Origin of the sequence: Bradyrhizobium arachidis (assembly GCF_015291705.1) — a bacterium.
Classification (GTDB): Bacteria; Pseudomonadota; Alphaproteobacteria; order Rhizobiales; family Xanthobacteraceae; genus Bradyrhizobium; species Bradyrhizobium arachidis.
The window spans coordinates 7,688,081-7,706,301 of the sequence record NZ_CP030050.1 but is presented as its reverse complement, the minus strand read 5'-3'; the positions used below and the strand labels follow the sequence as shown (position 1 = coordinate 7,706,301).

Annotated in this window: 18 protein-coding genes; 11 read left to right on the top strand and 7 right to left on the bottom strand. The window is 65.5% G+C overall.

The genetic code is table 11. The annotated features are described in order from the left end of the window. The first annotated feature begins 240 nt into the window (after window positions 1-240). The 7 genes from WN72_RS36320 (at window position 241) to WN72_RS36290 (ending at window position 7,163) form a co-directional block, all read left to right on the top strand. Window positions 241-633, top strand: a complete 393-nt coding sequence (locus WN72_RS36320) for a BlaI/MecI/CopY family transcriptional regulator (RefSeq protein ID WP_027560480.1) — start codon at window positions 241-243, stop codon at window positions 631-633. Continuing rightward, complete coding sequence (locus WN72_RS36315; RefSeq protein WP_092212515.1) at window positions 630-3,149, top strand: M56 family metallopeptidase; 2,520 nt, start codon at window positions 630-632, stop codon at window positions 3,147-3,149. Before WN72_RS36320 ends, WN72_RS36315 begins: the two co-directional genes overlap by 4 nt. Before the next feature lie 157 nt (window positions 3,150-3,306). Next, window positions 3,307-4,782: a DUF1800 domain-containing protein gene (locus tag WN72_RS36310; RefSeq protein ID WP_092212513.1), complete on the top strand. Its 1,476-nt coding sequence runs from the start codon at window positions 3,307-3,309 to the stop codon at window positions 4,780-4,782. Window positions 4,783-4,784: 2 nt separating this feature from the next. Continuing rightward, complete coding sequence (locus WN72_RS36305) at window positions 4,785-6,035, top strand: DUF1501 domain-containing protein (RefSeq protein WP_092212511.1); 1,251 nt, start codon at window positions 4,785-4,787, stop codon at window positions 6,033-6,035. Window positions 6,036-6,062: 27 nt separating this feature from the next. After that, complete coding sequence (locus tag WN72_RS36300) at window positions 6,063-6,230, top strand: hypothetical protein (protein ID WP_194483058.1); 168 nt, start codon at window positions 6,063-6,065, stop codon at window positions 6,228-6,230. Between the two features lie 152 nt (window positions 6,231-6,382). Further along, window positions 6,383-6,904, top strand: coding sequence for a septal ring lytic transglycosylase RlpA family protein (locus tag WN72_RS36295; RefSeq protein ID WP_027560476.1), 522 nt, complete (start codon window positions 6,383-6,385; stop codon window positions 6,902-6,904). Between the two features lie 103 nt (window positions 6,905-7,007). After that, on the top strand, window positions 7,008-7,163 hold the full coding sequence (locus WN72_RS36290) for a hypothetical protein (protein ID WP_167336478.1): 156 nt from the start codon (window positions 7,008-7,010) through the stop codon (window positions 7,161-7,163). Window positions 7,164-7,491: 328 nt separating this feature from the next. Here WN72_RS36290 and WN72_RS36285 read toward each other — a convergent pair whose 3' ends face one another. From WN72_RS36285 to WN72_RS36275, 3 genes are all read right to left on the bottom strand, one after another. Continuing rightward, window positions 7,492-7,797, bottom strand: coding sequence for a hypothetical protein (locus tag WN72_RS36285; protein ID WP_027560475.1), 306 nt, complete (start codon window positions 7,795-7,797; stop codon window positions 7,492-7,494). Window positions 7,798-7,910: 113 nt separating this feature from the next. After that, on the bottom strand, window positions 7,911-8,186 hold the full coding sequence (locus WN72_RS36280; RefSeq protein WP_027560474.1) for a hypothetical protein: 276 nt from the start codon (window positions 8,184-8,186) through the stop codon (window positions 7,911-7,913). 129 nt (window positions 8,187-8,315) lie between these two features. Continuing rightward, entirely contained in the window at window positions 8,316-11,006 is a 2,691-nt protein-coding gene (locus WN72_RS36275; protein ID WP_092212509.1) for a flavin-containing monooxygenase, read from the bottom strand. 260 nt (window positions 11,007-11,266) lie between these two features. Here WN72_RS36275 and WN72_RS36270 point away from each other — a divergent pair, with 260 nt between their 5' ends. Then, window positions 11,267-11,443, top strand: coding sequence for a hypothetical protein (locus WN72_RS36270; protein WP_231164101.1), 177 nt, complete (start codon window positions 11,267-11,269; stop codon window positions 11,441-11,443). 236 nt (window positions 11,444-11,679) lie between these two features. Continuing rightward, window positions 11,680-13,152 (top strand): carboxylesterase/lipase family protein, encoded by a 1,473-nt coding sequence (locus WN72_RS36265; protein ID WP_092212507.1) that lies wholly within the window; start codon window positions 11,680-11,682, stop codon window positions 13,150-13,152. Window positions 13,153-13,159: 7 nt separating this feature from the next. Here WN72_RS36265 and WN72_RS36260 read toward each other — a convergent pair whose 3' ends face one another. Next, window positions 13,160-13,339 (bottom strand): hypothetical protein, encoded by a 180-nt coding sequence (locus tag WN72_RS36260; protein WP_027560470.1) that lies wholly within the window; start codon window positions 13,337-13,339, stop codon window positions 13,160-13,162. A gap of 155 nt (window positions 13,340-13,494) precedes the next feature. Here WN72_RS36260 and WN72_RS36255 point away from each other — a divergent pair, with 155 nt between their 5' ends. Continuing rightward, window positions 13,495-14,289 carry a DODA-type extradiol aromatic ring-opening family dioxygenase gene (locus tag WN72_RS36255; protein ID WP_092212505.1) on the top strand — a complete coding sequence of 265 codons (795 nt, stop codon included), beginning with the start codon at window positions 13,495-13,497 and terminating at the stop codon, window positions 14,287-14,289. A 47-nt stretch (window positions 14,290-14,336) separates the two neighbouring features. On the opposite strand, the gene WN72_RS36250 is transcribed toward WN72_RS36255, so the two are convergent. From WN72_RS36250 to glgC, 3 genes are read right to left on the bottom strand one after another with little or no spacing between them, the layout of a single operon-like run. Continuing rightward, window positions 14,337-14,597: a SemiSWEET transporter gene (locus WN72_RS36250; RefSeq protein ID WP_092212503.1), complete on the bottom strand. Its 261-nt coding sequence runs from the start codon at window positions 14,595-14,597 to the stop codon at window positions 14,337-14,339. A 37-nt stretch (window positions 14,598-14,634) separates the two neighbouring features. After that, a complete protein-coding gene (gene glgA / locus WN72_RS36245) occupies window positions 14,635-16,092 on the bottom strand; it encodes a glycogen synthase GlgA (protein ID WP_092212501.1) in 1,458 nt (485 codons plus the stop codon). Further along, window positions 16,089-17,351 carry a glucose-1-phosphate adenylyltransferase gene (gene glgC, locus WN72_RS36240; protein ID WP_092212499.1) on the bottom strand — a complete coding sequence of 421 codons (1,263 nt, stop codon included), beginning with the start codon at window positions 17,349-17,351 and terminating at the stop codon, window positions 16,089-16,091. Before glgC ends, glgA begins: the two co-directional genes overlap by 4 nt. Window positions 17,352-17,677: 326 nt before the next feature. On the opposite strand from glgC, the gene WN72_RS36235 reads away from it, so the two are divergent. Further along, window positions 17,678-18,109, top strand: coding sequence for a hypothetical protein (locus WN72_RS36235; protein ID WP_027560465.1), 432 nt, complete (start codon window positions 17,678-17,680; stop codon window positions 18,107-18,109). The last annotated feature ends 112 nt before the right edge of the window (window positions 18,110-18,221 follow it).

Genomic DNA, 18,221 nt, shown 5'->3' with positions numbered 1-18,221 from the left:
CCGCCTCTTAACCTCTCCCCGCTCTTTGCGGGGAGAGGTCGGATTGCGTAGCAATCCGGGTGAGGGGCAAGGCACGCCTGCAGGCCAGATTGAAAGCCCACCCGACGCCTCAGTCGTTTTCAGTTCGGCGTCAGGCCAGCCCGCCACCACCATTCCAGGTGGAATCGCCGTTGTGCCGCGCGGCGCTATATGCGACAATCTGTAGCGTTACAAGAAACTCAAGCCGCAAGGTAAGCCGCCATGGACGATCGTTTGCCCGAACTGGGAGACCTCGAGCGCGAGGTCATGCAATTGGTTTGGGCCCATGGTCCTGTCACGGCCGAAATCGTGCGTGAGCGGCTGTCGCGGCGCCTGAAGGAGTCGACCGTGCGCACCGTGCTGCGCCGGCTCGAGGAAAAAGGCTATGCTAACCACACCGTGGACGGACGGACCTATGTCTACACCGCCGCCGAACCACGCGCGAAGGTCGCGGCCAAGGCCGTGCAGCGCATCGTCGACTGGTTCTGCAACGGCTCGATCGAGGAGGTCCTCGTCGGCATGGTGGACAATGCGATGCTCGACCAGCAGCAGCTGCGCACGTTGGCCGACCAGGTGGCCAAGGCGAAGAAGGCGAGGGGAGTGAAGAAAGAATGATCGCAACTCTGGCGGAGGCGGCGCTGCGCTCCCTTGTGCTGGGAGGCGTCGTCTGGTTCGGTCTCTATCTTTTTCGCGTGCGCAATCCACACGTCCACATGACGGCGTGGATCGTCGTGCTGCTGGCATCGCTGGCGATGCCTTTCGTGATGCATTGGCCGACGCTGACCATCACGCGGCTGCCTCTGCCGATGCCCATGCCGGACGATGTCGCCCCAGTTGACATCTCGATGCTGGAGACGCCGCAGCCAGCCCTGGCAATGCCAGCGGGCGCCGCCGTCGTGGCGCCGCCTGGAAGCGGGTTCTCGATCAATTGGTGGCTGGTCGCCACCATCGTCTATGCCGGCGTCGCCGGCCTGTTGCTGTTGCGGCTCGCCATCGGCCTTTGCCTGACCTGGCGCCTGGCGCGGGCGGCGCAGCCCGTGAGCGCCGCGGCCATGATCGGAGCCGACGTGCGCGTCAGCCGCGACGTCGGCGGTCCTGTCACCTTCGGCTCGACCATCCTGGTGCCGCCGCAATTTGCAGCCTGGGATGCGAAGAAGCGTCTCGCGGTGCTCGCGCATGAAGGCGCGCATGTTGCCAATTGCGATTTCTACATCCTGCTGCTGGCTTCGCTCAACCGCGCAGTGTTCTGGTTCAGCCCGTTCTCGTGGTGGCAGCTCGCGCGCCTCGCCGAGCTCGCCGAGATCATCAGCGACGCCGAAGCGATCGAGGTGATCGACGACCGCCTGTCCTATGCCGAAATCCTGCTGGATTTCGCCAGCACCGTGAAGCCGCGGCCGGTGGAGCTCGCGATGGCGCGCGCCTCGACCGTGCGCGCCCGTGTCGAGCGCATCATCGCGGCAGCCGCGATGCCCGTCGCCGTCGGCTGGCGCAAGCGGCTGTGGATCGCGGCGGCGATCGTGCCGGCCGTGATCGTCTCCGCGGGCATGATCGCCTATCGCAGCCCCGACCCTGCGCCCGTCGCCGCGGACACCGGCGAGGTGCCGGCCCAGCATTACCGTCCCTTCGTCAATTTCTACGCCATGGGGCCGTCTTCCGTGTTCGCGATCTTCCGCGAGGGCGACGAGGTTTACGGTCAGCTTACCGGGCAGCGCAGACTGCGCCTGACGGTTGGCAGCGACGGCACCGCGTCCTACGCGGCTTCGTCCGGCGAGATCACGTTCCAGCTCGAGGCGGAGCGCCGCTCGTCCGAGCTGATGCTGCGCATGAACGGCCGCGACATCCGCGCGGTTCGCGTCGCCGAAATGCCGACGGCGGCGGCCGATTCCGCAGCGCTCGATCAATATGTCGGCTGGTACAGGGTCGCGCCGAACCGCGTGCTCACCGTGCGCCGCGACGGCGATCGTCTCCAGGTACAGGAAACCGTGCAGGGCCGGGCGGCGCTCCTCGCCGAGGGTGCCGACGTCTTCTCGATCCACGGCGACAATCTGCTGATCTTCCTGCGCGACGAGCAAGCCAAGGTCTCGCGGGTTCTGGTCCAGAACGCGGTCTTCGGCGCGCGGCTTGCGCCGCGGATCGACGCGTCGGTGGCGCAGGCGATCGAGGCCGATTTCGCGCGCCGTGTCGCGGAAGTTCCGGATCGCTTCCGTGAGCAGGTCCCGGTCGCCGGCGGCAAGGACTTGATCTTGCGCGGGATCGAGGACTTGCGGCGCGGCACGCCGAACTACGATCGCATGAGCGCGCCGCTGGCTGCCAAGATCCATCGTCAGCTCAATGAAACGCAGGCGACGTTCGCAGCGCTCGGTGCAGTCGAGTCGCTCTTCTTCCGCGGCGTCGGCCCCGGCGGCTACGACATCTATGGCGCGAAGTTCGAGAACGGCACGGCGGAATTCCGCCTGCTGCTCGAGCCCGACGGCAAGGTCGGCGACGTGCTGTTCCGGGCCGACGGCAATGACGAGCTCGGAGGCATCGTGCCTTGCGCGGAGGAAGCGAGCGTGCGCGGCCGCGCCGGTACCTCGCCGATCAGGATCATGCTCTATAACGAGATGGGCGACGACATCCAGGTCTTCAATCTCGATGCGAGCGGCAATCGCAGGATGCAGAGCCTCGTCAGGCCCAACGCGACCTGGGCCGCGACCACCACCGTGAACAATCCCTGGGTGATCGCCGACAAGGCGGGGCGGTGCATGGAGATCCTGGTGCCGGGCCGACAGACCCGCTTCCACAATGTCGAGGCGTCGAACCTCGGCGCGCGTCCGGGCCGCGCGGCACGCCGCGCCGTTCCGATCGCCAATGGCGAGGAGATGCTGCGCCGTTACATCGAGAGCGTCGGCAAGGGCCAGCCTGACTACGAGCACATGACGCCGGAGGTCGCCGACATCACGCGTCAGCAGCTGCCGTTCGACCAGGCGATCCTGGCGCGGTTAGGTGCGCTGCGCGCGGTCTCCTTCCGCGGCGTCACCGCGCTCGACAGCGACATCTATGTCGCCCAGTTCGCCAACGGCTCGGCGGAATGGCGTATCGGCGTCAGGAACGGCACGATCACCAAGATCGCGCTCGGGCCGAATTTCTAGGACGGCTGCTGCCGGCCGGCGGCTCGCGATTTCTTGACGGCGGTGTCCCAATCTCCGCTTGCCCGTCCATTGGTTGAATGCTACGATTTGTAGCACTACAAGTCGTAGCTGCCGATGGCGCTGCCGTCGGGCAGTCTCGAAAGATTGGGCATTCGTCATGAGCAATGCTGCAAAGGCCGAGGTCGTGCTGGCGCTCCATCGCTTCGGGATGGGACCACGGCCGGGATCGATCGCCGCCATCGGGACCGACCCGCGCGGCGCGCTGATCGCAGAGCTCGACCGGCCGCTCACGCTGACCGCCGCAGCCAGTCTTCCGACGAGTGCGAAGGCCTATCGCACCGTGGCCGATGCCAATGCGCGGCGGACGGCGCGCGCCAAGCAGGCGCAGCAGCAGGCCAAGAAGCAGCAGATGGCTGCGACGCAAGTGGCTGCGGGCGAGCAAAGCCAGGCGCAGAGCGAAGGGCAGGCGCCGGCGCAAGGCCAGGAGAAGGACGCTGCCGAGATGGCGGCGAAGCAGGCTGCCGACGCCATTCCCGATCCCGGCCGCCCGATCTATTTGCAGGAAGCCAAGCTGCGCACGGAGGCCGCGCTGTCTGCCGAGATCGGCTTCGCCGAGCGGCTGGTGTGGTTCTGGTCAAATCATTTCTGCATCTCGGCCAACCGGATTCAGAGCATGTCCGGCGCCTACGAGCGCGAAGCGGTGCGTGCCAATGCGCTCGGCCGCTTCGTCGATCTGCTGCTGGCCACCGAGGGCCATCCGGCGATGCTGTTCTATCTCGACAATCTGGAATCGATGGGCGCGAACTCGACCGCCGGCATCAACCGCAGCCGCGGCCTCAACGAGAATTTTGCGCGCGAGATCATGGAGCTGCATACGCTCGGCGTGCGCACCGGCTACACCCAGGACGACGTCATCAGTTTCGCCAATGTGCTGACGGGTTGGACCCTGGTGCCGCCGGGCGCCGATCCCACTCACGGCGGCGAGTTCACCTTCAATCCGCGGCTCCATGAGCCCGGCGGGCAGACCGTGCTCGGCAAGCGCTACGAGCAGGAAGACGCCGAGCAGGGCCGCGCCGTGCTGCGCGACCTCGCCGCGCATCCGGCGACCGCAACCCATGTCGCAACCAAGCTCGCGCGGCACTTCGTTGCGGACGAGCCGCCGCCGGCGCTGATCGAGCAGCTGGCGAAGACCTTTCGCGACACCGAAGGCGATCTCAAGCAGGTCGCGATCGCGATGGTGTCGTCGGATGACGCCTGGCGCGGGCCGCCGTCGAAGCTCAAGCGTCCCGGCGAATGGGTCGTCGGCATGGTGCGTGCGACCGGCATCACGCTCGTCGATCCCGTCCGCTACACCGGCGGCCAGCAACTGCTCGGCGAACCGCTGTGGCGTCCGTCGATGCCCAAGGGCTATCCGGACGACGAGGCGAGCTGGATCGACGGCGTCGGCCGGCGGCTCGACGTCGCCAACAATTTCGCCGAGCGCATCACCGGCATGGCCGATCCGCAAGTGATCATCGAGGACGTGTTCGCATCAGAGATCGCGAGCGAGGTGAAGCAGGCGGTCGGCCGCGCCGAGAGCCGGCAGCAGGCGCTCGCGCTGCTGTTCATGTCGGCGGATTTTCAGAGGAGGTGAGCATGGGCTTCGATCATCATCTGCCCACGCGGCGCGAGCTTCTGGTCGGCTCCGGTGCGCTGTTCGCCTGGAGCCAGATGCCGCGGATCGCGCGCGCCGAAGGCCGCGATCCGCGTCTGCTCGTCATCGTGCTGCGCGGCGCGCTCGATGGCCTCGGCGCGGTCGCGCCGGTCGGTGATCCCGACTGGGCCTCCTTGCGCGGCGATCGCGCGCTACTGCTGGACGGCAAGCCGCCGGCGCTGCCGCTCGATTCCTTTTTCGCGCTCAACCCGGCGATGCCGAACCTGCACCGGCTCTACAAAAGCGGCAAGGCCGCGATCGTCCACGCCTGCGCGACGCCCTATCGCGAGCGTTCGCATTTCGATGGCCAGGACGTGCTGGAGAGCGGCATTTCCAAACCCGGCGTGACCGCGTCGGGATGGCTCAACCGCGCGCTGCTTGCGATGGAATCCGGCGGGCGCGTCGATCCGCGCGGCAGCCGCGCGCTCGGCATCGGTTCGGTGACGCCGCTGGTGGTGCGCGGCTCGGCGCCGGTGATGACATGGGTGCCACAGAAATTGCTGCCGGCGAGCGAGGACACGCAGAACCGTCTGCTCGATCTCTACCAGCACACCGACCCGAAACTCGCGACCGTGCTCCAGGCGCGGATGAAGCTGGCCTCGCTCGGCGGCGCACCGGGCGCGGGCGATCCGATGTCGGACGATCCGACCCTGGCGCCTCCGGGCATCGCGCGCGTGCGCGCCTATTTCGCCGAAGCCGCCGGCACCGCCGCGCGCTATCTCGCAAAGCCCGACGGCCCGCGCGTCGGCGCCATGGGCTTCGTCGGCTGGGACACGCATATTGCGGAAGGCGCAGCGTCCGGCCAGCTCTACAATCTGCTCGGCGCGCTCGACGGCGCGTTCGCGGCGATCGAGAGCAACATGGGCGAGGCATGGAACGAGACTGTGGTCGCCGTCGTCACCGAGTTCGGCCGCACCGCGCGCATCAACGGTACGCAAGGCACGGATCACGGCACGGGCACGGTCGCCTTCCTCATCGGCGGCGGACTCGCCGGCGGCCGCGTGATCGCGGACTGGCCGGGCCTGAAGCCGGCGCAGCTGTTCGAGGATCGCGATCTCAAGCCAACCACGGATTTGCGCGCGGTGCTGAAGGGCTTGCTGCGGGATCACCTGCGCGTTGAGGAGAAGGTGCTGGCAGATACAGTCTTCCCCGGCAGCACTGAGGTCAAACCGATGGGAGGCCTCGTCGGCTGACGGCGTTGTCGCAACCGGATCGGGTTCGTGATGTGCACACTGACGCAATTGGAGCTCGACTTTCTCGCCAGCCTGAAAACCGGCTGGCGACGGCTCTATCGGCGCGAGCTGATGCGGCTCCTGAAGGGGGACGCCGATACCGGTGAGCCCAGCCCGGATTCGCGTCCGATCATTTTGCGGGTCGTATCGGGCTGATTTTCCGCGAATTTTGTTCCGATTCACGACAGCGACTGTGGTGGAATGGCCACAGCTGGCGCGAAAGGACCGCGGCCGCAAGGCCGCTTCTGTTCAGACAAGGTTCTGCCCTCATTGCCGACCGAAACTTGGGGTTGTTCGGAGGGCGCATCATGTCTCGCATTGCAAGTGCCGAAACTGCCCGGATGTCCCTGGCAACCTCGAGCCGGCTGCTGCTGGTCATCGTCGGTGCCGCTTCGCTCGCCGCGTGCGCGCAGTCGCCGGCCGGCCGCCAGAGGGCGGATCTCGGCACCAGCCGGCAGGCCACGATCGAGCGGCCGCACCGGGTCGCGGCATTCCGCCCGCGGCCGATCCACCGGGCGCGCATTCCCAATAATACTCGCGAGGCAAAGCAAAACGCTTCGCATGGCGTTGCCAGCTTCTATTCGGATACGGAAACCGCAAGCGGCGAGAAGTTCGACAAGAACGAATTGACCGCGGCCCATCCGACCCTGCCGTTCGGCACCAAGCTGCGTGTCACCGATGTTTCCTCCGGCCGCTTCGTCACCGTCCGGGTCAACGATCGCGGGCCGTTCGTTCGCGGACGCGTGGTCGACGTCTCGCCGTCCGCGGCCGAGGCGCTTGGCATGGTCGACAAGGGCATCACCAATGTCAGGCTCGATGTCGTGCGATAGCGCGATTCATCGAGCTGAGACGCGCCGCGCTTAACCGGCTGTTAGCTGCTTCTCGCGCACGATGGCTGCCCGAACAATTCGGGGCGGTTGGGGAGGCGGGCGCTTGAACACGATCCAGTATCTCGAAGATCAGGCCGCGCGCGCCGAGCGCCTCGCCAAACGGATCACGGATACGCTGACGATCGAAAAGCTGCTGACCTTCGCCGGCGACCGCCGCCGCGAGATCGAACTGATCGCTGGCAAGTACCGGCGCGCATAACTCCCGTAATCCATGCACTGAACGCATTCGCCCTCTCTTTGAGGCGCGGAACTTCTTTTCGCCTGCCGCGTCATCTGGGCGAGGCAAGAGGAGGAGGACATCATGGGTTTTGGAAGAGGTGCTTTGCTTTGGCTGCTTGGCGTGCCGCTGCCGATCATTCTGCTGCTGGCATTGTTCTGGCACCACTAGAGCATGATCGGGAAAAGTGTAGAGCGGTTTTCCGACAAGATCATGCTCAAGCACGAACGTTGAAGTACGGAAAAGCGCCGCGGACGCGGCGCTTTTTTGTTGCCTGCGATTTGATGTCCGTCAATTGCACAATGCGCGATCAGGTGTGGCTCTCGACGAAGTCGCTGAGATAATCCGGCAGCGTCACGCCGTCGATGTCGCAACGCGCCTTGATCTCGCCGGCGACATCGGTGGAGATGTCCTTCATCCAGTGCTCGAGCGTGTTGAAGGAAATCACCTTGATGGGATCGTTGAAGCAGCCGGCGACGAGCTCGCCGATGGTGGCTTCGAGATCGCTGCGCTCGACCCGAATCTCAGTTGCCTTGTCGAGGCGATCGATCACCACGATCAGGGTCTGATCTGCGCCATAAGGCACGATGGAAGATGGTACGCTGGCTTCAAGCATCTTGAGGCACTCGTCTTGACTTCCGATCCCCATTAACGGGAAAAACCGGAAGAAGGTTCCTGCCTTGATCGGAAGCTTGTCGCGCGCGTGCAGCTTTCCGCGCCTGCACGCAATCAGAGATATTCCCGCAAGCGCGACAGCTCTGCGACGTGCTCGGGCGAGAGGACGCCCGTGACCAGCGGCGGCTGCGCCGTCGTGTGGATTTCATAAAGATGTCTGGTCGCCGCCGGCTTGCCCATGAAAGCGGAGATGCACTGATCGAGCGTGCCTTCGCTCACCTGATAGGTGTCCCTGTCCGGCCGGCGCTGATTCGCCAGTGACGGCCATTTGTGCAGCACCGCAAGCGCGCTGAAATCGACCTTTGAACCTGCAACTGATGCGTCCCTCATTGTCCCCGCCCTCACGCAAAAACACCCCAGCACGCTGGTTGGCGTGCCGGGGCCCACTATCGCTGCATCTCAATGCCGCAGCCACACAACGCGGCGGCCGGGAAAAGGTTCCCGGCCGCCTTGTTGCCGTCAGCTTGCGGCCGCTGCGATCTTGTGCCCCGGACTGACATGACCGTGGCTGGTCTCGTCGCCGCGGCTGACCTCCGGCGGAAGCCCCGCAAAGCGTCGCAGGGCTTCGGCCATCTGCACGCGGCCCTGGACGCCGGTGATCACCACGTCGACCATCGCAAAGGACGAGTGGAAATGGCCGCGCGCCTTGAGCTGTTCGACCGGGACGCCGGCAGCAGCCATTGCTTCGGCATAGGCGATGCCCTCGTCGCGCAAGGGATCGAACTCGCAGGTGACGACGAAGGCCGGCGGTAACCCTGAAACCTTGCCACGCAGCGGCGAGACGCGCGGATCGGTGCGGTCGGCCGGTGAGCAGTAGAGGTCCCAGAACCAGTACATCAACGAGCGCGTCAGGAAATAGCCGGTCGCATTGTCGTTGTAGGACGGGCGATCATAGGTGCAGTCGGTGACCGGACACACTAGCAATTGGCCGGCGATCTCAGGCCCGCCGCGGTCGCGCGCGAGCTGGCAGGTGACGGCGGCGATGTTGCCGCCGGCGCTCCAGCCCGCGACCAGCACCGGTCCCGGTCTGCCGCCGAGCTCGGTGGCGTGCTCGGCGATCCAGCGCGCCGCCGCATAGCCGTCTTCGGCCGCGGCCGGGAAACGATGCTCCGGCGCGTGGCGGTAGCCGACGCTGACGAACATCATGCCGGTCCGCCGCACCATGTCGCGGCAGAACGGCTCGTCCGACTGCTCGTCGCCGAGCACCCAGCCACCGCCGTGGAAATAGACCACGACCGGATGCGGCCCCGGCGTCGCCGGCTTGTAGGCGCGATAGGGCAGCGGGCCATCGGCGCCGGGCAGGGCGCCGTCGACGATCTCGCCGATCAGGCGTCCCGCCGGGCGCCCCTTGTTGAACTCGTTGACGAAGGCGCGCGCGCCGATCGCGCCCATCGACTCGATCGGCGGCAGGTTCAGCGACGCCAGCAGGTTCAGCACCAGCCGCACGTCCGGTTGCAGCTTCACCACCTCGCCGTCGTTGCATTGCGGGGCGACATTGGGGCCGCCGAGCTTGAAGCCGAGCATGCCGCGGTTCGTGACCTCGTCGCAGATGCTGCGATAAGGACCAACGCCGCCGGTATAGGGCATCAGGCCCTGGATCTTGCCCGGCACGTTGGCGCCCGTGTACCAGGTGTTGGCGAGCCGGTGCAGCGTCACCATCGAGCAGTCAGCCATGTGCCGACCCCAGGCGGCCTGCGCCGTCTCGGTCGGCTCCATCGTGGTGAAGCCGGCATCACGCAATGCGGCGAGGCGATCGACCACCCAGTCGACATGCTGCTCGATCGACACCGCCATGTTCGAGAGCACCGACGGGCTGCCGGGCCCGGTGATCATGAAGAAGTTCGGGAAGCCCTCGACCGTGAGCCCGAGATAGCTCTGCGGCCCCTGCGCCCAGACATCGGTGAGCGACTTGCCGCCGCGTCCGGTGATCGGATGCACAGCGCGGATCGCGCCGGTCATGGCGTCGAAGCCGGTCGCGAACACGATGACGTCGACGTCGAAATTGCGCTTGCCGGTGGTGATGCCGCTTCCGGTGATCGCCTTGATCGGCTCCTGGCGCAGATTGACCAGCGTGACGTTCGGCCGGTTGTAGGTCGCATAGTAATTGGTGTCGAGGCAGGGACGCTTGGCACCGAAGGGATGATCGTCCGGCATCAGCGCCGCCGCCGTCTCGGGATCCTTGACGGCAGCACGGATCTTTTCGCGGATCAGGTCCTGGACGATCTTGTTGCCGTCGACGTCGACCGCCTGGTCAGCCCAAAGCTGCGTCAGGATGTGGACGAGGTCACCGGCTGCCCAGGCGCGTTCGAAACGCTCACGACGCTCGGCATCGCTGAGCTGCCAGCTCACGACGGTCTGCTGCGGATAGGGCACGCCGGTCATCGACTGGCGCGCCTGCTCGCGATAGGCCGCGCGGTCGCTCTGGAACATGTCCATGCGATCGGCCGGCGAGGGGCCGTTATGGGCGGGCAGCGCGAAATTCGGCGTGCGCTGGAATACGGTCAGATGGCCAGCCTGCTCGGCGATGATCGGGATCGACTGGATCGCCGAGGAGCCGGTGCCGATCACCGCGACGCGTTTTCCCGCGAGGTTGACGCCGTCATGCGGCCAGCGCCCGGTGAAATAGACCTCGCCTTTGAAATCCTTCACGCCGTCGATCTCCGGCGGCTTTGGCGCGGAGAGGCAGCCGGTGGCCATGACGTAATGACGAGCGGAAACCGGTGCGCCATTGCTGGTGGTGAGCTGCCAGCGTTCGGCCTGCTCGTCCCACTTGGCTTCCGTCACCTTGGTGTTGAAGCGGATGTCGCGACGCAACTCGTAGCGATCGGCGACGAAACCGAGATAGCGCAGGATCTCGGGCTGGGTCGCGTATTTCTCCGACCAGGTCCAGGCGCTCTCCAGTTCCGGGTCGAAGGTGTAGCTGTAGTCGATGGTCTGGATATCGCAGCGCGCGCCGGGATAGCGGTTCCAGTACCAGGTGCCGCCGACATCGCCGGCTTCTTCGAGCGCGACGGCCGAGAGGCCGGCCTTGCGCAGGCGATGGAGAAGATAGAGGCCGGCAAATCCGGCGCCGACCACGGCAACGTCGACTTGTTGGGCTGTTCCACTCGCCGCCTTGGACTCACGTGCGGCGACCATTGCGTCTGGCATGGTATTCCTCCCGTGTAGTTTGTTTTGCCGGCAGGCTAGCCCTGCAGGCCTGGTCTGTCATCAGGACAAATGCAATCTTCGGTAGTCATTCGCGGCGCGATCGTGGCCGCGCGAAGATTGCGGCGATACACGCACCGCGATGCACAATCGCCGGGATTGTCCGGGCTAATCAGAGCACATCCTTCTGTGTATGCTTGCGGCTACAAGCCACGCGTGCCCAGGGCGTCATGACAGAGTTGAGTGAGCGAACCAAAGCGAACATGGACGTCGTCCTGGAGGAGACGTGCCGCCAATTGCCGCATGGCGGCGATCACGACAGCCGCAGGTTCATCGCCGAGCGCCTGATCGAGGCGGCAAAGGCGGGACATTCCACGCTCGGCGAGCTCGGCATCATCGCAAGGCGCGCGCTGGCGGAGATCATTGCGAAGAGCGGTTAGGCGGCGGCCGCGGTGACGGTGCGCTCCCTCGCTCCGTTCTTACGGGGAGAGGGTTCGGGTGAGGGGCTTCTCTCAGCGCGTGCGACTGCCGCGAGACCTGTACCCCCTCACCCGGATCGCACCGGACGATGCTTCGCATCGCCGGGGAGAAGTAAGAACGCGGCGGTGCTTGCCTCTTCGCGCATCCAAGACGTAACCTCGCCAGGAACCCTTTCCGCGCATTGAGATCCCTCAAGATGCGGTCCCTGCTCACGCTCATCACGACGTCCGCGCTCCTTTGCTGTGCCGGCTTCGCCTTCGCGCAGCCGGTCGGACAGTTCCCCTTCGCGCTGACGCGTGAGGGGCAGATGCTGGGCGCCGTCGAAGGCGAGGTGGCCTCGTTCAAGGGGCTGGCCTATGCGGCGCCGCCGGTCGGCGCGCTACGTTGGCGGGCGCCGCAGGCGACCGTCGAGAGCTCGGAGATGCACACCGTCTACGATTACGGCGCGCCGTGCCTTCAGCCGTCGCTGCCTGATACGAGCGAGGATTGCCTGACGCTGAACGTGTTCCGTCCGTTCGGGGTCGATGGCCCGCTGCCGGTGATGGTCTTCATCCATGGCGGCGGGTTCGTCTCAGGCACGGCGAACGATCCGCTGTTCGACGGCGCAAAGCTCGCACAGGCCGGCCTCATCGTGGTGACCGTGAATTATCGCCTCGGCGCGCTCGGCTGGCTCAGCCATTCCGAATTGTCGGACGGCGGCTCCGGCAATTACGGGCTGATGGACCAGATCGCGGCGCTGCACTGGGTTCACGACAACATCGCGGCCTTCGGCGGCGATCCCGGCAATGTCACCCTGTTTGGTAGCGACGCAGGCGCGACGTCGATCGCGCTGTTGATGCTATCGGCGCCATCGCGCGATCTGTTTCAGAAAGCCATCCTTCAATCGGTGCCGGGTCGTAGCCAGCTGCGCTCGGCGCAGGAGGCGGAAGCCGTGGGGCGGCAGTTCGCAGCGGCGCTCGGACCGCAGACTGATTTGCGCGCGGCCGAGCCGCGGCGCCTGCTTGCCGCCCAAAAACATCTGCTCGAAAAATCGCCGCACGGCTTTGCGCCATTCATCGATGGAGCTCTGGTGAGCGGAGATGTTGCCGAAGGCTTTGCGGCCGGGCATGAAAGCCGCATTCCCCTGATCATCGGCTCGAACGATGACGAGACGGGTTTTGATACCGAGCTCGACGTCAAGGAGGCGCTCGCAGCATCAGGTGCCACGAGCGAGGCGTTGCGCAAGCTTTATCCCGATCTCGCCAAGCCTTCGGAGCTCGCGGCGCGGTTCTACACCGACAAGGTCTTCTCCGAGCCGGTGCGGCTGCTGGCCCGCCTGCATGCCGCAAGCGGCGCGCCGACGTTTCGCTATCGCTTCGCCTACGTGCCGGAAGCGCGGCGTGCAAATCCCGAAGGCGGCCACGGGCGGGAGTTGCAGTTGATCTTCGGCGTGGAAGGCGTGCCGGGTGCGGGCATCTTCTCACGGCGCGACCGAGAGATCGCAAGCCGCATGCGCAGCTACTGGATCAACTTTGTAAAAAGCGGCGATCCCAACGGTCCCGACTTGCCACGCTGGGACGCGGCCGCAGACCGCGATCTCCTGCTCCTGATCACGAACGACCGCATCGCGAGCGGAGACGACCCCTTGTCAGAGCGTCTCGACCGGCTCGCAGGTGAGGGCAGAAAATGAGTTGGAATTAGGCCGCGAGCTCGACGCGCGGCGCCGGGCTCAGCCGGTCTTCCTCCAGATAGTCAACCGCGCCGTCCTTCTCGACGGCATAGAACTGCTGGCCTTCCCGCGACTTGAACGCGGCGCGAACGACGCCGCGGCGGCCCTTGTCACTGTTAACGACGTCCCCCAGCGCAAACTTCCTCATCTCACGTCCCTGGCAACCGGCCGACTGCTTCGGCCACACAGCCGGGATTCTGCGAGGCAAATCGTTAACGACTTGCTAACCATGCCGGTTTGCCTATGCTCGCCGCCGATGCGCAGCTGCTACGCGCATGTTGTCTTTGAGCCGGGCCTTTACCCATGACGCGATTTCCGACCCTGTTCCTGTCGCACGGCGGCGGCCCCTGGCCGTTCATGGAGGACAGACGGGTGCAATATGCGAAGACCGCCGAAGCGTTCGGCCGATTGCCGCAGCTGCTGCCGGAAAGGCCGAAGGCCGTGCTCGTCATCACCGGACATTGGGAGGCAGACGCCTTCACCGTCTCGACCTCGGCGCATCCGCCGATGGTGTACGACTATTACGGTTTCCCCGAGCATACCTATCACCTGAAATATCCGGCGCCGGGCAAGCCCGAGCTTGCAGCTAAGGCAAGGGCGCTGCTCAAGCATGCGGGCCTCGATTGCCGGGATGATCCCAACCAGGGCTTCGATCACGGCACCTTCGTGCCGCTCGGCCTGATGTATCCGAACGCCGACATGCCGATCGTGCTGCTGTCGCTGAAATCGACTTACGACGCGGCCGAGCACATCAAGGTCGGACAGGCGATCGCATCGCTCCGCGACGAGGGCGTTCTGATCGTCGGCAGCGGGCTGACCTATCACAACATGCGCGGCTTCGGCCGTGCGGAGTCCAAGCCGGTCTCGTATGATTTCGAGGCCTATCTGAACGAGGCCATCAGCAACCCGGATGCGGCGCGCCGCAACGCGATGCTGGTCGACTGGGAGAGCGCGCCGAGCGCACGCCTTGCGCACCCCCGCGAGGACCATCTGCTGCCGCTGATGGTCGCGGCCGGCGCCGCCGGCAGCGATGTCGGCAAGCGCGTCTTCGTCGATGAGGTCGCGAACGTCGCGATGGCGTCGTACGTGTTTGGGTGATGACTTCTTCTTCCTCTCCCAGCTTGCGGGGAGCGGCGAAGACAGCCTCACCCGTATCTCAGCTTCATCAACAGAATGCCGCCGGCGAGCAGCATGGTGACGGCGTTCGAGGCGATCAGTGGGCCGTCGCCGCTGAGCAGGCCGTAGATCAGCCAAAGCGCGAGGCCCAGCACCATGACCAGGAACATGCCGAGCGAGATGTCGCCGGTGGAGCGGGTCTTCCACACCTTGATGGCCTGCGGCGCGTAGGCCACGGTGGTGCAGGTGGCGGCGGCAAAGCCGATCAGCTTGATCACGAATGGTTCCATGCGCGCTCTATAGCATGGATTCGACGGCGGTCATGACTCAGGTGCGCGACACCATGAGATCGCGATACAGCGCGGCATAGTCGCCGGCGCGGTTGCGCCAGGAGACATCGGTGGCAAGGCCGCTCAGTTGCAGCCGGCGCCAGGTCAGCTTGTCGTGGAAGACGGTGTTGGCCTTGCGCAGCGTGCCGACGAGGGCATCGATGGTCACGGGGCCGAACTTGAATCCGGTGGCATCGCGGTCCGACGCATCGGCCTCGCCGATATCGACGATGGTGTCTTCGAGACCACCGACGCGGGAGACGATCGGCACAGCGCCATAGCGCAGCGCGCAGAGCTGGGTCAGGCCGCACGGCTCGAAACGCGAGGGCACGATCAGCGCATCCGAGCCGGCCTGGACCAGATGCGCCAAAACCTCGTCATAGCCGATCATGACGCCGATCCGCCCGGGATTGGTGCGGGCGGCGGCCTGATAGCTCTCCTGGAGATCGCGGTCGCCGCTGCCGAGCAGCGCGAGCTGCATGCCTTCGCCCAGGATGGTGGGAATGGCCTCCAGCAGCAGATCGAGCCCCTTCTGCCAGGACAGGCGGCTGATGACGCCGAGCAGCGGCGCTTCGTCCGAGGAATCCAGATTGAACTGCTGCTGAAGAACCGCCTTGTTCGCGGCCCGGAACGTCAGGTCTCCGGCGCCGAAACGATAGGCGATGTGCGGATCGGTTTGCGGATTCCATACCTCGGTGTCGATGCCGTTGAGGATGCCGCTGAGCACGCCGGCGCGTTCGCGCAACAGGCCGCCGAGACCCATGCCGCCTTCGTCGCTCTGGATTTCCCGCGCATAGGTCGGCGACACCGTGGTGATGCGATCGGCGAGTTGGAGGCCGGCTTTCAGAAAGCTGATGCCGCCGAAATATTCGAGGCCATGGACGTCGAACGAGGACTCCCAGGGCAGGCCGATCGCGCCGATCAGTGCGCGGTCGAACTTGCCCTGATAGGCCATGTTGTGGATCGTCATCACGGTGCCAGGCCGTGGACGGTTGTCGTAGTGCAGATAGGCCGGCGCGAGTCCGGCCTGCCAGTCGTGGGCGTGGACGACATCGGGCACGAAAGCGGGGACGAGGCCGTGGCCGATATCGGCCGCGATGCGCGACAGCGCGGCGAAGCGGATGCCGTTGTCGGCCCAGTCGACGCCGTCGGTGGTGACGTAGGGATTGCCGGGCCGCGCATAGAGATGCGGCACGTCGAGCACGAACAGGTCGAGCCCGTCATGGGAGCCGGCGAGCAGGCGTCCGGGACCGCCGAAATAATCCGGCCAGCGCCGGATCTCATCCGCGCCCGCGAGCAGCCGCATCACGTCGGGATAGCCCGGCATCAAGGTGCGCATCTCGACGCCGTGCGCCTTGAGCGCGATCGGCAACGCGCCGGCGACATCGGCGAGGCCGCCGGTCTTGACGATGGGATAGACTTCGGAGGCGACCGCGAGGACGCGAACAGGCGTCATGTATTGAGCCTGTCGATCATCGGCTGGGTGATCAGCGAGATGCCCTGCTCGGTGGTGCGGAAGCGCTTGGCGTCGAGTTCCGGGTCCTCGCCGACGACGAGGCCTTCGGGGATCTCCACGCCGCGATCGATCACGACGTTCTTTAAGCGAGCGCCGCGCCCGACATGGACGTAGGGCATGATCACGGCGTTCTCGACATTGGCGTAAGAGTTGACGCGCACGCCGGTGAATAGCAGCGAGCGGCGCAGCGAGGCGCCGGAGATGATGCAGCCGCCCGAGACCAGCGAGCTCACGGCCTGGCCGCGCCGGCTCTCCTCGTCATGGACGAATTTCGCGGGCGGGGTGATCTCGGCATAGGACCAGATCGGCCAGGCGCGGTCGAACAGATCGAGCTCGGGCACCACGTCGGTCAGGTCGATATTGGCAGCCCAATAGGCATCGACCGTGCCGACATCGCGCCAATAGGCGCGCGGGTCGTCGCCGGAGCGGACGCAGGAGCTCGAGAACTGGTGCGCGATGGCGCGGCCGTTCTTGACGATGTAGGGAATGATGTCCTTGCCGAAATCGTGGTTGGAGTTCGGATCCGCAGCGTCGCGCTTGAGCTCCTCGTAGAGGAATTTCGCGTCGAACACGTAGATGCCCATACTGGCGAGCGAGACATCAGGCTTGCCCGGCATCGGCGGCGGATTCTTGGGCTTCTCCAGGAACTCCTGGATCCAGCCGTTCTCGTCGATATGCATGATGCCAAAGCCCGAGGATTCCACACGCGGCATTTCGAGACAGCCGACGGTGACGTCTGCGCCGCTGTCGACGTGCTGGCGCAGCATCACCTCGTAATCCATCTTGTAGATGTGGTCGCCGGCGAGCACCACGATGAAGCGGGCGTTGTGCGACTCGATGATGTCGATGTTCTGGTACACGGCATCCGCCGTGCCGACATACCACATGCTCTCCGACACGCGCTGGCTGGCCGGGAGGATGTCGAAACTCTCGTTACGCTCGGGTCGGAAGAAGTTCCAGCCCATCTGAAGATGCCGGATCAGGCTGTGCGCCTTGTACTGGGTGGCGACCGCGAGGCGGCGGATGCCGGAGTTCACCGCGTTGGACAGCGCAAAATCAATGATGCGGGACTTGCCGCCGAAATAGACCGCGGGCTTGGCGCGCCGGTCGGTCAGCTCCAGGAGCCGGCTGCCGCGTCCGCCGGCCAGGACGAACGCCAGCGCCTGACGGGCAAGCGGCTCGGGTCTCGCGGCACTCATGTGATCCTCCCACAGCTCGGGCGCTTCGCGAGAGGCTTCCCCGCCGCGCGCATTGGAACCGATAGTAACGGTACGAATAGTAAATCGGGAAGGTGGTTGTTGGTTGCGAACACACGGGAAGCTTAATGCTTTGCCGCGGAGGCCGGGCCCGTCGCGCCGTCGTCCCGGTGTCATATCGGTGCGGCCGGACGCAGCATCGCGCGTCGGTCGGCCGCGTCTTGTGCGCCGCACGCAAAATCCAGGCTTTGAGAAACAGGCTTTGACTTGGCGCAAGGATGCCCGATCATGCCTGCGCGATCCCATTTCCAAGCAAACGGAGCACGACGATGAGGATCTGGAAAACGGCAATTGCCTGTTCGCTGGCGGGCGCGGTCATGGCCGGTCAAATCGGTCAGGCCAATGCGGCGCCGATGCCGACCAATGTCGCGACCATGAAGGCCGCGGCCGGCGATGACGTCACGCAGGTGTATTGGCGCGGCGGCTGGGGCTGGGGCCTCGGCGGTCTCGCGGCCGGCGCAATCATCGGTGGCGCTATCGCCGCCAGCACCGCGCCTTACGGCTATGGCTATTATGGTGGCGGTCCGTATTACGGCGGCTACGGCTATCCGGGCTACGGCTATGGCTATGGCTCTGGTTATGGTTATGCGCCGGCCTATTACGGCTACGGACCGGCCTACGCTTACCCCAGATATTATCGGCCCTACCGTCCGTATTACGGCTATCGCTACGGCTACTACCGGTCCTACGGATATTGGTAAGTTAGAGCGACAGCCACACGATCAGGCTCATGCAGGCGAAATGCATGAGCACGATCGCGGCGAGATGCAGCGGGCCGGCTTTGAAGCGAGGTCCGCGCATCCCGCTGCTTCC